Genomic DNA, 13,577 nt, shown 5'->3' with positions numbered 1-13,577 from the left:
AACAGAAATAATGACCTTAGAATTTTATAGGAGGTATCAATGGAATTGAGTCCTGTTTTTGCAAGGCGATTGTATTTAGCGCTGCTTGTCGAGAATCTGGAACGACCAAACGTTCCGAAACTGATTGAAAAGACTGGGTGGCCACGCCGAACAATTCAAGATGTCATTAAGGCTCTTCCTGGCATAGGTATTGAGTTGATGTTTGTTCAAGATGGGCGACGTCACAACGATGGGTATTACCAGCTCTCTGATTGGGGCCCATTTGATAGCCAGTGGGTCATCGATAGAGAGCCAGACATCGCAGCCAGTTTAGGCTTTAAAGCTTAGTTTATTTTGTACACCGATAGGCACTACCCATCACTGTAAAAGATGTGGTGAAGTCTTGAGGAGCAGTGACAAACACGGTATTCGCGTCAAGCTTCTTGGCGCGATTTTTTATATCATTCATTGCACCTTGTACCATGACATCATTGGTAAAAAACAAGTAGTTATACCAATGCCCCTCACTGCCCGTCACCTCTCCTAGCCATTGGCAATCATCAGCATTAAAACCGGCATCCATCCTTAGGTGAACATCTTGTGCTTGCGTATCTAAGCGGTTCATAGGAGAAGTGCAGCCGGTCAATAACACTGTCGCGACCAAACCAAGCGAGATGTGGTGAATGCAACTAATTAGCTTGTGTGACATAAACAATAAACCCAATCCAACTGAGAGCTAGTAGTACCCAAGGTAGCATTGAAGACTTGGTTTTGGGCGCAGTTACCTGTTCTGTATGATTTTCTGCTGTGTCGTTGATGTGCTCATTGCGCTTAGCTTTTTGCGCTTTCTTTTTTGCCTTGTCAGCTTGGCGTGATTTCTCTTTTTGCTGTTTTTTGTATTGAGCTATCCCTTTTTCAATCCCTTGAGCGATCAGTTTAGTTTGCTCTTTGGTCTGTCCGGGCTTTTGTGTGGCTTTAGCAATTTTCATTGCATCTTGCTGGGTTTCTTGTGACGGGACGACTTTTTTGTTCATGAGATAAATACTGCTGGATCAAAGATACGAGTATCCTAACACGATATAATTAAAGCTGAATTGAGATTTACGGCATGAGGCGCATAGTGTGAAAAAAGTGGTGTTTTTTAGTGCGGTCATTGCGGTTCCTCTGTTTTGGTGGTTAAAAGGAACGCCGCCTGTTCAACCTGAAATCAGCCAAGATCTCCCTAGTTACAGTGACCAAATCAGTGCTATTCAACAAAAGCTTAAACAAGATCCAAACCAAGCAGAGTTATGGTTTCAACTCGGTCATGGATATTTGAATGAGCAAGACTTTAACGCAGCACTCACGTGCTTTGACTATGCTATTCGTCTGAGTGAACAACCAACAGCCAGTCAGTTTGCCGCTAAAGCGACCGCGCAGTATTACTTAAACAACCAAGTTATTGATGAAGGAGTTCAGCAGTTGCTCGATAAAGCGCTGGAAAAAGAAGCTGCTAACTTAACTGCACTTTCATTAATTGCTAGTGACCATTTCATTAGCTTTCGTTATCAGCAAGCGATTGATACCTGGACAGCAATGTTAGATTCGCAGGACCGAGAATTAGATAGAGCCTCGGTTATCCATTCACTAAATCTAGCCAAACAGATGCTAGCGAACAATGCTTCTTCTACGGAGTAATCGTTGGCTAGCTTCGCTGTGTTTATGGATTCGGTGTTCGCTGCTGTCGACCAACTGAGCGAGTAAACATAAAAAACCGGCGAAAAACGCCGGTTTTTTTATTGGATTGAAAGGCTCGTTAGTATTTTGATTCGCGAGCTTCTGCAGCTTTATCCCACTCTGGAACCACGGTATTTAAGAAGTGCTCTTTGTCTGCATTCATCTTATCCATGTCCATACCTAAAGCTTGCTGAGCTGCAGCTTTGGTTGAGATGTCAGGTAACTCGACGGGGTCTGTAATGCCTTTTTTCGCTAATAGGCGTACTAGCTTAGTTCTCGCATCTGCTGCTTTATCTACCGCAGTTCCCAAAACTTCAAGGGCAACTTCAGGTGCGTGCATATGCACACCATGTGACGCGATCGCATAGTCCCAGCGCCATTGAGCATGGCGGATATCTTGTATGATATCTTTCATTTCTGCTTCTGTCGCACCAGCATCCCACGCTGCTCCTGCTTCAAAGTGTGCGGCAACAATCTGCTTCTCAGCAGTCAGTTTCATGTTGAGAACTTGCGCTTTACGGCTTGAAACAATTTCATGCATTTGCTCTTTAGTTTGAGTGTGGCAGTTGGCACAGGTGTCTTCAAAGCGATCAAATGGGTTGCCTACTTTATGGTCGGTGTATACCGTACCATCTTCTTTGGTTACTTTTGGCATATGACAATCGACACAAACCACTTTGTTTTTACCATGAACACCATCACGCCAAGTCTCATAACCAGGGTGCTGCGCTTTTAACATCGGTGCCTTTGACACCTTATGTGTCCAGTCTTTAAAGTTAAGCGCGTCGTAGTATTGTTCCATTTCATCCACTGATGTGCCCATATCCCAGGGGAACTTCACGGCTTTGGTTGGCCCTGTAAAGTAGTATTCTACGTGGCACTGAGCACAAACGGACGCTTGTTGATCAAGACGGGATTGTTTGTCGAAAGGTTTGTCAATCGCCTGAAATGCGCGCTCTACGTACGGCTTAGCCAAGGCAAGAGCAGGCTCTCCGTTTTTGAAGCCTTCGCTGCGCGTATCATGACAATCTGCACAGCCGATTGGGTTTGCAATCTCTTCACCTAAGCGAGCCCATTTGCCTTCAAAGTAGCCGTCTTCTCCACGCTCATCGATGACACGGCCTACATCAGGGCTTTTACAGCTCCAACATGCCATAGGCATAGGGCCTGAGTTTTCGTCTTGAGGAGCGCCAGTGCGCAATGTTTGACGGACATCATCAAGGGCGTAAAAGTGGCCGCGCGCTTTGTTGTAATCTTTAGCAAAGCCGTAACCTGCCCACATAATGACCATATTAGGGTCTTCAGCGAGTGCGTCTTCTATATGTTGGCTTTCTGAGGTTGCCTTCCATGACTGATATTGATCCGGATGGTGTTGCTCGTAAGCATCGTTTCTTGGATCAATGAGGTCTTTATTTTCTGATGCAGCGAAGCTGGCTCCGCTCATTACTGAGCCTGCCAATAACAATATTGCCGCTGCGGATCTTGGTACCCAGTGCAATTTTTTCACAGTGCTATCTCCATAATTCCGTTTGTTATAAACAGCGTTGTGAACTGGCTACACCCAAATTAAGAATTGGAGAACTGAAATAAATTGTAATAAAAAGAAATAAATAAAATAACTTAGTAATAACTCTTCATTGAGGTAGATCAATTTCACCCAGTGACCTAGCTCAAATTAAGTTATTAATACCCCTAAAGGGGTAGTTAGGATATTTTTAGATAGTAATGAATGTCATTTGCATCAATGGTTTACGTATAAATCCATGTGAAAATAAAGGTGATTCAGATCGATTTTTAGACAGTCTGCTCTACCTCTAAAGAGTCAGAGGAGTAGACTATATTCATATAGCGTTGTGGCTAAATTCCAAAATAAGAATTGATCTCATTTGATTGCGATATTTCTCGTTATCAGAGGGTATTAATTTTGACCAGATATTATTTTTGCTCCTGCAAATTTAAGAACTGGAATAAGGAAAGGATAATATGGGCAATATTAAGTTGGCCATAGTCATAATGCTGAAATCTCTTCTCGCATTTTGCCTCTATGGTTATTCTCTTCATGCCGTTGCCGACACTTCAAGCTTGCAATCTGAAGGCCAAAGCGCTCGCCATGAAGTCACACTTATCCGTGACAAGGATTACAAATGTGTCCAATGTCATAAGGATTCTAAACAGTCTTTACAGGGTTCTCACGGGGAGGATGCGCATAAAATCCTCGGACGAGAAGTTACGTGTACAGAGTGCCATAACAATATCGGACCTGATCATCGTGAAGGTGCGCCGGTCGTCACCAAATACTCAAGCGCTCAATCTCAACCAGGAACGGACAAAACCTTTTTAGATCCGGCAGAGATACTAAAAGCTAATAGCCAGTGTACCGATTGCCACCAGCCTCAATACTTACGTGATGACAGTTGGACTCATGATGTTCATGCGAAGAATCTAACTTGCTCGAACTGCCATGATGTTCATGCGAGCAAAACCAAAGTACTTGGCTTAGAGCGCAAAGAGAAGATCAAGCTTTGTGTTGACTGCCATTCTGACTTTAACCAGCAGAAGAAGGAGCAGTGATATGAGTTGTTCTAGACGAAACTTTTTAGCTGGTACTAGCGCACTAATATTCACTACTGGCGTGGCGGGAACTGCTGTTTTGAACAGCCGAAAAACGCTCGCTAATGTTGAACAGGAAGGTAACAAACTGTACGGAATGGTCCATGATGAGACTGCCTGTATAGGATGTACTGCGTGTACCGATGCCTGCCGTGAAGTGAATAAAGTACCGGAAGGCGTTTCTCGCTTAGAGATCATTCGTAGTGAGCCTCAAGGTGAGTTTCCTGATGTTGATTACCGTTTTACTCGAAAATCTTGCCAACATTGTGAAAACCCGCCATGTGTCTATGTTTGTCCTACTGGGGCGGCCTATAAAGATGAGAAGACAGGCATTATCGATGTTCATAAAGAGAAATGTGTCGGTTGCGGTTACTGTTTAGCGGCATGTCCTTACCAAGTCCGTTTCTTTAACCCTGAAGATAACTCAGCTGACAAATGTAACTTCTGTCGTGATACCAACTTGGCGCAAGGTAAGTTACCGGCGTGTGTTGAATCTTGTCCAACGAAAGCATTGATTTTTGGCGATCTGAACGATCCAAACAGTGAAATCAATCAAGTGTTGCAATCGGAAGTGGTTTATCGCGATAAGTCCCACCTAGGAACGAAACCGAAATTGTATAAGGTTCCTCATCAGAAAGGGGAGATATCATAATGAATGGATTTGAAAGTGCTTTTCACTTCGACTCTCTGGTTTGGGATTGGATCATTGCGGTTTACTTGTTCTTAGCGGGTATGTCTGCAGGTGCGGTTATGATAGGCATCTATCTGCGCCGTAAAGTGATCGAAGGGGACCCGGCCAACAACGGTATTTTGAAGGCCATGGCATGGTTAGCGCCATTTGGCATCATCGTAGGGCTCTTGATCTTGGTATTTCACTTAACCAAACCGTTAGAGTTTTGGAAGATCATGATTTACTTCAACGTTACTTCGGTAATGTCGATGGGCGTGATTCTGTTCCAGGTTTACATGGCGGTGTTGTTTGTTTGGATTGGTGTTCTTTTCCGCAATCCAATTATCAGCTTTTGTGAAGGTAAGTTACCAAGTGGTTTGCTTGACTTTGTTGATGGTATTTTGCTCAAAGCGAAAGAGCTCAATAATCCGCTTGAGCTATTCTTAGGTTTCTTAGCCTTAGTGCTTGCCGCTTACACGGGCTTCTTACTGTCAGCGTTGAAAACATACCCAATGCTAAATAACCCAGTACTGCCTATTTTGTTCTTGTTCTCAAGCTTATCGTCAGGTGCAGCAGCGAGTTTGTTGTTCGGTATTTTGGTATTTAAAGAGCCAGTCTCAAGCCCAAGCGTGTCTTGGATTCATGGTTTCGAGCGTCCGGTGGTATTGTTTGAGCTATTTGTGTTAGTAACCTTCTTTACTGGCCTAATCTTTAGTGGCGGTCAAAATGAAGTGGCGGCGTGGAATGCAATTGGAGGAGGATTCTGGTCCAATTGGTTCTGGTTCGGTGTCATCTTAATTGGCATGGTCATACCGCTAATACTTAACGCTGTTTCACCAAAAGAAGTTCGCCACAATGGAGGGTATATCTTTGTTGTGACTATGCTGAGCTTGGTCGGTGTTCTAATGTTGCGTACTTTTATTCTGTACGCAGGTCAGATGACGGTCGTGTAACTATGCTAGGGGAGTTAGGGCTGTTTGCACTGGTATTGGTTGCTGTATTGAGTACCGAGAGCTTTATCGTGTTTGCTTGGCAACGAATGAAGAGCGATAAGCCCTCTCTTGCCCTAACTTATCTTGCTCGTTTGATGACAATGTTGGCGACGTTAAGTCTGACAATACTCGCCAGCTTATTCTTTAATGATCAGTTTCAATTCGCTTATGTTGCTTCACACTCTAACTCTGCCTTACCTGACTTTTTCAAGTTAGCTGCGGTTTGGGGAGGTCATGAAGGCTCAATGCTGTTTTGGGTGTTCACCTTATGTTTGTGGAGTGGCTTAATCTCCTTTCATTCACGTCAACAGTCTCGTTTCATTCAACATGTTTTGTGGGTAATGATGGGGTTTGTTGCCGCGTTTAGTTGGTTTACCTTGCTCGCGTCAAATCCGTTTAGTTACAGCGAGGTATTTGTAACGGAAGGACGCGATTTAAATCCGATGTTGCAAGATGTCGGTCTTATCTTTCACCCACCTCTGCTGTATCTTGGTTACATTGGTTTTTCGACTGTACTGGCGTTTGCGCTGGCCGCGTTGCTTGAACCGGAATACGATAACCGCTGGACCAGCGATTGCCGTATTTGGGCGAGTTCATCATGGGTATTGTTGACCTTAGGGATCGTTGTAGGCTCTTGGTGGGCGTACAACGAGTTAGGTTGGGGCGGCTGGTGGTTCTGGGATCCGGTTGAGAATGCCTCTTTACTTCCTTGGTTAACGGGGACTGCACTGCTTCATACCTTGATCGCCTCTTCGAAGCATCAACAACTTAAGATGTGGTCGCTTAGTCTTGCATTAGTGACGTTTTGTTTAAGTATTCTGGGCACGTTTATCGTACGCTCTGGAATACTCACCTCTGTACATGCGTTTGCGGTCGACCCGAGTAAAGGAGTCGCCTTATTACTTATTTTAGCTGTGTCCTTACTGTGTTCATTTGTGCTGCTGCTGCGTCAAAGTGAGACAATTCGAAGTGATCGTTTACGTTCAATCGTGGGGCGTGGATATTTAACTCTTCTGGCGGCAGGCTTGTTGACTGTTGCGACCTTTACCGTGTTTCTCGGCACGTTCTACCCTATGGTTTATGAGCTTCTTGGCTTTGGTTCCATCTCAGTAGGTGCGCCTTATTTCAATACCCTAATTCAACCTCTTGCGATAATCGCCTTGTTAGGAATGGGATGGGCACCTCTAATGAAGTGGCATCATGGCAGTCATTTGGCTTGGCGCTATGTAGGGCTTATGTTTGCTGTGGCCTGCGCGGTTGGTGCTGCGGTTTATTTACTCCAAGTTGAACAGCTTTCTGTTGCGACTTTAATTGTCTGGATGCTTGGCTCATGGGTGGTCATTAGTCATATGTATTTTGGGGTGAAAGTTCGTAAAGCTAACTTTATGCTGCTCGCACATGTTGGTCTTGCTCTGGTGTGTGTCGGGGCAAGCATGAATAGCCAGCATTCCTATGAGCTCAATCGAAAAATGGAGCCGAGCACAACGACGGAGTTGGCTGACTGGCAAATCACTTATTTGGCCACTGAATGGTACGTTGGACCAAACTATACCGCCGAGCAGGGAGTCATAGAGTTTTCTTCTCCGGGAAAAACGGCTTTTACACTGACTCCAGAGCGTCGTCACTATCCCGTTCGAGTGATGAATATGAGTGAGCCTGCTATTCGTTCTACTTGGCATGGTGACTACTATGTCACATTAGGCGCTAAGGTTGATAGCAAGGCTTACGCAGTCAAAATACAATATCGAGCTTATATCGGTTGGATCTGGGGCGGGGCGATGTTAGCGATGATCGGTGGTCTTATTCCTTTGGTCCGATCCTTTTCTTTGACTAAGCCGAGAGTCACGCATGGCGTTATTCAACAATCGTAAAGTTTTCTTATTTATATTTCTGTTGGCCGGGTTTATTGGGTTCTTAGTCGCAGGACTTCAATCTGATGAGTTTGGTCCGAGTAGTCAGCCAATCGTACGTCAGTTTCCTTCCCTACCGGTGAGTGTTTTTGCTACTGACACACTGGTACAAAGCGATACGTTATTTATTCATGATTACCAATTGGTGAATGTGTGGGCTTCTTGGTGTGGTGTGTGCAAAGCGGAGCATTCATTCCTTAATCAGTTAGCAAGTATGGGCGTGCCGCTTATTGGTCTTAATTATCGCGATCAAAAGTCCTCAGCTCAAAACTACTTAGCAGCAAAGGGAAATCCATATCAGCAAGTGATGTTCGATCCAAAGGGTGCGCTTGGAATAGATTTGGGGATCGTAGGAACGCCGGAAACATACGTCGTTAACCGACAAGGTGAAATTGTCTACAAGCACTTTGGGCTGCTCAATCAAACTGCGTGGAAAACACACATGGCTCATTATTTTGAAAGTGATAGATAACCCATGCTTCGAAATTTGTTGATTTACCTTGCTTTACTCTTCAGTTCCTCAAGTCTGTTCGCTCAAGAAACGCCATTATTTGCCGCTGCGGATAGTGAACTAGAGGCTCAAGTTGAGTTGTTCGAATTTACGTCACCGGAAAGACAAAAAAGTGCTATTGAACTCGCTAAATCGTTGCGCTGCCCCCAATGTCAAAACCAAAACTTGGTTGAGTCGAACTCGCCATTGGCGAAAGATTTGCGCTTAATTGTGTTTGAAAAAATTAATGCTGGAGAAAGCGAACAACAAGTGATCGACTTTATGAAGGCACGATATGGAGAATTTGTGCTGTATAAACCGAGTCTTTCTTGGCGAAACAGTTTGCTTTGGGGATTACCAGTCCTACTGCTGGTTGCCTTTGTCTGGTTTTCCTTAAAGTCGGTGCGAAATCGACAGCCTTAACAAAATTCTGATAGATATTTTCTTTCATTGAGTTACATTGAAACTCATTGAAATGAAGATGTTGTAGGGATTTGTGCGGTACTCATTAGAACAATACGACAAACATGGATTTTTGAAAGCGCCAAAATGGTTGTGGTTAGGCTGGTTGTTTATGGCCAAGGCGTGGGTCGTATTTGTCGTTGCGGGTGCGAGCCGTGAAAGTGGCAGCAAGATCCTCAATATCGTCTATCCTGATCACTCTATGCTTTATTTGGGTTTAGCGATGGGGTTACCAAGCATCTTCTTGATGTGGCTAATTAGCTTGCGAAACCCTGAAAGAGCGTGGGTAAATAAAGTGGTGAGCTGGGGGAAAGGCATTACCTTATTGACCGTAGCCAGTCAGTTTAGCCAGAGTGTGTATCACGTTTACCTTCAGCAAGGCGCTTTTAGTTGGGCCAATGGTATAACGATGCTCGTGCTACTTTGGTTTGGCTTGTATGTGTTCAAGAGCCGCAGCGTTCGCGACGCCTTTTATAACCCGCCTGCAACTTGATTGAGTTAGTGCTGATCAGAGTCAATATCTTGATTATAAAACAAAATACACTGTGCAAAACATTATTGTGAGGAACATCCATGTCAAACCCTCAAAGTGCAATTCTTCCTGAAGCTGGTCCATTTGCTCAATACACCTTGCTCAAGGTGAAGCAAAATCTACAAGCCGTTTTAGAGCAGCTTCAATCTCTACCAACTTTAGTCGCTGAGTTGAATCAGCAACAACCAGGGGCGGACCTAACTCTTTCCGTTGCGTTCACTCGTTCTTTCTGGAATCAGGTTGATGCAGAGGTTCCTGCGGAGTTAATTGATTTTCCAGAACTGGGTGAAGGCGAAGTCATTGCGCCAAGTAGTGATGTAGATGTGCTCTTGCATTGCCACTCTAACCGCCATGATCTTCACTTTTATTTATTGCGTAAGTTCTTTGCAGAAGCGGCAGAGAATGTTGATGTGGTAGATGAAACCTACGGTTACCGTTACCTAGATTCCCGTGATATGACGGATTTCGTTGACGGCACAGAGAACCCGAAAGATGGTCAACGTCAAGAGGTGGCCATTATTCCTGAAGGCGAGTTTGCGGGTGGCAGTTACGTGATGGTGCAGCGCTTTATCCATAATCTACCTTCATGGAACCGTCTTAATGTTTCAGCGCAAGAGAAAGTGATTGGCCGTACTAAGCCTGACTCTATTGAGTTAGATGATGTACCTGCCGCTTCACATGTCGGCCGAGTAGATATTAAAGAAGAAGGTAAAGGGTTGAAGATTGTACGTCACAGCTTGCCATACGGCAGCGTATCTGGTGAGCATGGCCTGTTATTTATTGCTTACTGTAACACGTTGCATAACTTTAAAGCGATGCTTGAAAGCATGTACGGTGTGACAGATGGAAAAACAGACCAACTTCTGCGCTTTACTAAAGCTGTGACTGGTGCATACTTCTTTGCTCCTTCTGTTGAAATGTTGCAGTCACTAAAGCTTAAGTAAGTGCACTGAACAGACAGCTTTACATAACAGATGAATAGCCGAGCCATGTTGCTCGGCTTTTTTGTACAAATAGACTAAAGAATTACAGCTAAGGCCGATACATAAGGTAGCCCATAAAAGGAAACCAATAGAAATGGCCATTACTGTTAATACGAATGTCTCTGCAATGACTGCGCAGCGTCACCTGACGAATGCGACAGATTTGCTGAATCAATCTCTGGAGCGCTTAGCTTCGGGGAGTCGTATTAATAGTGCTAAAGACGATGCAGCGGGTCTTCAAATATCGAATCGTTTAGAAACTCAAATGAGTGGCTTGAACGTGGCCGTACGAAATGCCAACGATGGTATTTCAATCATGCAGACCGCCGAAGGGGCGATGAATGAAACGACCAATATTCTGCAGCGTATGCGTGACCTTTCTTTGCAGTCATCGAATGGTTCAAACAGCCAAGCCGAGCGAACTGCCTTGCAAGAAGAAATGGGCGCTTTAAATGACGAATTGAATAGAATCGCTGAAACGACCTCTTTTGGTGGTCGAAAATTGCTCAATGGTTCATTTGCCTCTTCTTCTTTTCAAATTGGTGCCAGTTCGGGTGAAGCGGTTCAGTTATCGCTGAAGAACATGCGCTCAGATAGTTTAGAGATGGGTGGTTTCAGTTATATCGCGGCCGGAAAAGCAGGTGATGATTGGCAGGTGAATCAGGGCAATCATGTATTGAACATGGAATACACCAATGCCCGCGGTGAACAAGAAACGATTCAAATTAAAGCCAAAGCTGGCGATGATATCGAAGAGCTTGCGACTTATATCAATGGTCAAACAGACAAGGTTTCTGCTTCGGTAAATGAAGATGGGCAGCTGCAAATTTTTATGGCTGGTACAGAGACGGCGGGCGCAATCTCATTCTCTGGCAGTTTGGCTGATCAACTACAAATGGGTCTAGCAGGCTATGAAGCTGTTGATAATTTGAATATTTCTGATGTCGGTGGCGCTCAGCGCGCGGTATCAGTTATAGATACCGCTCTGAAATACGTTGATAGCCATCGTGCAGAGCTTGGCGCCCTACAAAATCGTTTTAATCATGCCATTACTAACCTAGATAATGTGCATGAGAATTTGGCGGCTTCGAATAGCCGAATCAAAGATACCGATTACGCGAAAGAAACGACTCAATTGGTCAAGCAACAGATCTTACAGCAAGTGAGTACTTCTATTTTGGCGCAGGCGAAGCAACAGCCAAACCTTGCCTTAACCTTACTAGGTTAATCGAATCTGAGAATGCTTTATTCTCATAAAAGAGAAAGATATCGACAGCTCAAAAGAAAGCTTTAATAAAAAAAATGCTTTTTTTAAGATTTTTTCCTGTTGGTCACGTTTTCCTTCCCAAATGCACTTTTTTCAAAAAAAACTTAAAAAAATCCTCAAGGTTTTCCGAACTGCGCCGTTAATAAAAGTAACTTTGAGAGAACTACTTGGTTTTCCGAGACGTCGGAAACCGGAAACATCGGAAAATCAATTGGAGAAATCACCATGGCAGTGAATGTAAATACTAACGTATCAGCGATGACAGCTCAGCGTTACCTAAATAGCGCGAACAATGCTCAACAAACTTCAATGGAGCGTTTGTCATCTGGTTCTAAGATCAACAGTGCAAAAGACGATGCAGCGGGTCTACAAATTTCTAACCGCTTAAACGTACAAAGCCGCGGTCTAGACGTAGCGGTACGTAACGCGAATGACGGTATCTCTATCGCGCAGACTGCTGAAGGTGCGATGAATGAGACAACGAACATCCTGCAACGTATGCGTGACCTATCGCTACAATCTGCTAACGGCTCTAACTCTAAGTCTGAGCGTGTAGCAATCCAAGAAGAGGTTACAGCTCTAAACGACGAGCTAAACCGTATTGCAGAAACGACATCGTTCGGTGGTAACAAACTACTAAACGGCACTTACGATACCAAGTCATTCCAAATTGGTGCGGACAATGGTGAAGCGGTAATGCTAACTCTGAATGACATGCGTTCAGATAACGTTGGCATGGGTGGTACGAGTTACCAAGCTGAAAACGGTAAAGACAAGAACTGGACTGTTCAAGCAGGTTCGAATGACTTATCAATCACTCTAACTGCTAAAGGCGGTGAAGAAGAGACAATCAACATCTCTGCTAAAGCGGGTGATGATATTGAAGAACTAGCAACATACATCAACGGTCAGACAGACATGGTTAAAGCGTCTGTAAACGAAGATGGTCAGCTGCAAGTTTTCGCTGGTACTAACAAAGTAGAAGGTGAAGTTAGCTTCGGTGGTGGTCTAGCGGGTGAGCTAGGTATGCAAGACGGCCAAGCTGTAACAGTTGACACTATCGACGTGACATCAGTAGGTGGTGCGCAAGAATCTGTTGCTATCATCGACTCAGCTTTGAAATATGTTGATAGCCACCGTGCTGAACTGGGTGCATTCCAAAACCGTTTCAACCACGCGATTAACAACTTAGACAACATCAACGAAAACGTGAATGCGTCTAAGAGCCGAATCAAAGATACGGACTTCGCAAAAGAAACGACTTCAATGACCAAGTCACAAATTCTATCGCAAGCTTCAAGCTCTATTCTTGCTCAAGCGAAGCAAGCGCCAAACTCGGCATTAAGCCTACTAGGCTAATCAAGAGCTCAATTAAAAAATCCAGCTTCGGCTGGATTTTTTGTTTTGGGCTGAAAAATTCTTTATAAGTCGCTTTAACGACTAAATCTTGTAAGTTATTGATATTAAAAAGTGATGTCGAAATCCATTTTGAACCCAAATCACACTTTAGCTGTTAAAGCCAAATAAATCGTAAAAAAGTTAATTTTCTCCTAAAGGTTAATCTAAGTCCGCCGTTAAAGGATTGAGAGAAATGAGATGTGCTGATGCGAGGTGAGAGACGCAAAGGCACATCGCCCCAATGCCTAAGGAGATCAAATATGGCAATTAACGTAAACACTAACGTGTCTGCGATGACTGCTCAGCGACACCTGAACGGTGCAGCTGAAGGTATGCAGAAATCGATGGAGCGTCTGTCTTCGGGTTACAAAATCAACAGTGCTCGAGACGATGCTGCTGGCCTACAAATCTCAAACCGTTTGACTTCTCAAAGCCGTGGCTTAGACATGGCGGTGAAGAATGCAAACGACGGTATCTCTATTGCACAAACTGCAGAAGGTGCAATGAATGAGAGTACCAACATCCTGCAACGTATGCGTGACTTGGCGCTACAATCATCTAACGGCTC

The 13,577-nt window shown here is 44.2% G+C and carries 15 protein-coding genes and 1 pseudogene; 13 read left to right on the top strand and 3 right to left on the bottom strand.

Annotation, left to right across the window (positions count from 1 at the left end):
- Window positions 1-39: 39 nt before the first annotated feature.
- Window positions 40-327, top strand: coding sequence for a winged helix-turn-helix domain-containing protein (locus tag AC4MRV_RS12915; RefSeq protein ID WP_038140190.1), 288 nt, complete (start codon window positions 40-42; stop codon window positions 325-327).
- A gap of 1 nt (window position 328) precedes the next feature.
- On the opposite strand, the gene AC4MRV_RS12910 is transcribed toward AC4MRV_RS12915, so the two are convergent.
- Window positions 329-688, bottom strand: a complete 360-nt coding sequence (locus tag AC4MRV_RS12910; protein ID WP_491187742.1) for a DUF4156 domain-containing protein — start codon at window positions 686-688, stop codon at window positions 329-331.
- Window positions 669-1,013 carry a DUF2956 domain-containing protein gene (locus AC4MRV_RS12905; RefSeq protein WP_491187741.1) on the bottom strand — a complete coding sequence of 115 codons (345 nt, stop codon included), beginning with the start codon at window positions 1,011-1,013 and terminating at the stop codon, window positions 669-671. The genes AC4MRV_RS12910 and AC4MRV_RS12905 overlap by 20 nt, the downstream gene beginning before the upstream one ends.
- Window positions 1,014-1,101: 88 nt before the next feature.
- On the opposite strand from AC4MRV_RS12905, the gene AC4MRV_RS12900 reads away from it, so the two are divergent.
- Complete coding sequence (locus AC4MRV_RS12900) at window positions 1,102-1,656, top strand: TPR domain-containing protein (RefSeq protein ID WP_491187740.1); 555 nt, start codon at window positions 1,102-1,104, stop codon at window positions 1,654-1,656.
- 118 nt (window positions 1,657-1,774) lie between these two features.
- Here the strand turns inward: AC4MRV_RS12900 and nrfA are convergent, their stop codons facing one another.
- The gene (nrfA, locus tag AC4MRV_RS12895) at window positions 1,775-3,139 is read right to left on the bottom strand and encodes an ammonia-forming nitrite reductase cytochrome c552 subunit (RefSeq protein ID WP_491187777.1); all 1,365 of its coding nucleotides are present in this window, start codon (window positions 3,137-3,139) and stop codon (window positions 1,775-1,777) included.
- A gap of 539 nt (window positions 3,140-3,678) precedes the next feature.
- Between nrfA and nrfB the strand changes: the two genes are divergently transcribed.
- The 11 genes and pseudogenes from nrfB to flaB all read left to right on the top strand — a co-directional run.
- On the top strand, window positions 3,679-4,266 hold the full coding sequence (nrfB, locus tag AC4MRV_RS12890) for a cytochrome c nitrite reductase pentaheme subunit (protein ID WP_491187739.1): 588 nt from the start codon (window positions 3,679-3,681) through the stop codon (window positions 4,264-4,266).
- A 1-nt stretch (window position 4,267) separates the two neighbouring features.
- A complete protein-coding gene (nrfC, locus tag AC4MRV_RS12885) occupies window positions 4,268-4,957 on the top strand; it encodes a cytochrome c nitrite reductase Fe-S protein (protein ID WP_491187738.1) in 690 nt (229 codons plus the stop codon).
- Entirely contained in the window at window positions 4,957-5,928 is a 972-nt protein-coding gene (nrfD, locus tag AC4MRV_RS12880) for a cytochrome c nitrite reductase subunit NrfD (protein ID WP_491187737.1), read from the top strand. The genes nrfC and nrfD overlap by 1 nt, the downstream gene beginning before the upstream one ends.
- 2 nt (window positions 5,929-5,930) lie before the next feature.
- Complete coding sequence (locus AC4MRV_RS12875) at window positions 5,931-7,838, top strand: heme lyase CcmF/NrfE family subunit (protein ID WP_491187736.1); 1,908 nt, start codon at window positions 5,931-5,933, stop codon at window positions 7,836-7,838.
- Window positions 7,816-8,349, top strand: a complete 534-nt coding sequence (locus AC4MRV_RS12870; protein WP_491187735.1) for a DsbE family thiol:disulfide interchange protein — start codon at window positions 7,816-7,818, stop codon at window positions 8,347-8,349. Before AC4MRV_RS12875 ends, AC4MRV_RS12870 begins: the two co-directional genes overlap by 23 nt.
- Before the next feature lie 3 nt (window positions 8,350-8,352).
- Window positions 8,353-8,790 (top strand): cytochrome c-type biogenesis protein, encoded by a 438-nt coding sequence (locus AC4MRV_RS12865; RefSeq protein ID WP_491187734.1) that lies wholly within the window; start codon window positions 8,353-8,355, stop codon window positions 8,788-8,790.
- A gap of 73 nt (window positions 8,791-8,863) precedes the next feature.
- Complete coding sequence (locus AC4MRV_RS12860) at window positions 8,864-9,322, top strand: DUF2919 domain-containing protein (protein WP_491187733.1); 459 nt, start codon at window positions 8,864-8,866, stop codon at window positions 9,320-9,322.
- A gap of 80 nt (window positions 9,323-9,402) precedes the next feature.
- Window positions 9,403-10,305 (top strand): Dyp-type peroxidase, encoded by a 903-nt coding sequence (locus tag AC4MRV_RS12855; protein WP_491187732.1) that lies wholly within the window; start codon window positions 9,403-9,405, stop codon window positions 10,303-10,305.
- Window positions 10,306-10,438: 133 nt separating this feature from the next.
- Window positions 10,439-11,572 (top strand): flagellin, encoded by a 1,134-nt coding sequence (locus tag AC4MRV_RS12850; protein WP_491187731.1) that lies wholly within the window; start codon window positions 10,439-10,441, stop codon window positions 11,570-11,572.
- A 264-nt stretch (window positions 11,573-11,836) separates the two neighbouring features.
- The gene (locus AC4MRV_RS12845) at window positions 11,837-12,970 is read left to right on the top strand and encodes a flagellin (protein WP_491187730.1); all 1,134 of its coding nucleotides are present in this window, start codon (window positions 11,837-11,839) and stop codon (window positions 12,968-12,970) included.
- A gap of 299 nt (window positions 12,971-13,269) precedes the next feature.
- Window positions 13,270-13,577 (top strand): annotated as a pseudogene (gene flaB, locus AC4MRV_RS12840) (flagellin B); the annotation flags it as partial.

The sequence above is a fragment of the Vibrio sp. genome (assembly GCF_984391705.1).
This window is presented reverse-complemented; position numbering and strand designations above follow the sequence as displayed.

What these genes read in the sequence shown, in the direction of transcription:
- AC4MRV_RS12915 (WP_038140190.1), top strand. Translation starts at nt 40, where the DNA reads ATGGAATTGAGTCCTGTTTTTGCAAGGCGATTGTATTTAGCGCTGCTT.
- AC4MRV_RS12910 (WP_491187742.1), bottom strand. Translation starts at nt 688, where the DNA reads ATGTCACACAAGCTAATTAGTTGCATTCACCACATCTCGCTTGGTTTG.
- AC4MRV_RS12905 (WP_491187741.1), bottom strand. Translation starts at nt 1,013, where the DNA reads ATGAACAAAAAAGTCGTCCCGTCACAAGAAACCCAGCAAGATGCAATG.
- nrfA (WP_491187777.1), bottom strand. Translation starts at nt 3,139, where the DNA reads ATGAGCGGAGCCAGCTTCGCTGCATCAGAAAATAAAGACCTCATTGAT.
- nrfB (WP_491187739.1), top strand. Translation starts at nt 3,679, where the DNA reads ATGGGCAATATTAAGTTGGCCATAGTCATAATGCTGAAATCTCTTCTC.
- nrfC (WP_491187738.1), top strand. Translation starts at nt 4,268, where the DNA reads ATGAGTTGTTCTAGACGAAACTTTTTAGCTGGTACTAGCGCACTAATA.
- nrfD (WP_491187737.1), top strand. Translation starts at nt 4,957, where the DNA reads ATGAATGGATTTGAAAGTGCTTTTCACTTCGACTCTCTGGTTTGGGAT.
- AC4MRV_RS12875 (WP_491187736.1), top strand. Translation starts at nt 5,931, where the DNA reads ATGCTAGGGGAGTTAGGGCTGTTTGCACTGGTATTGGTTGCTGTATTG.
- AC4MRV_RS12870 (WP_491187735.1), top strand. Translation starts at nt 7,816, where the DNA reads ATGGCGTTATTCAACAATCGTAAAGTTTTCTTATTTATATTTCTGTTG.
- AC4MRV_RS12865 (WP_491187734.1), top strand. Translation starts at nt 8,353, where the DNA reads ATGCTTCGAAATTTGTTGATTTACCTTGCTTTACTCTTCAGTTCCTCA.
- AC4MRV_RS12855 (WP_491187732.1), top strand. Translation starts at nt 9,403, where the DNA reads ATGTCAAACCCTCAAAGTGCAATTCTTCCTGAAGCTGGTCCATTTGCT.
- AC4MRV_RS12850 (WP_491187731.1), top strand. Translation starts at nt 10,439, where the DNA reads ATGGCCATTACTGTTAATACGAATGTCTCTGCAATGACTGCGCAGCGT.
- AC4MRV_RS12845 (WP_491187730.1), top strand. Translation starts at nt 11,837, where the DNA reads ATGGCAGTGAATGTAAATACTAACGTATCAGCGATGACAGCTCAGCGT.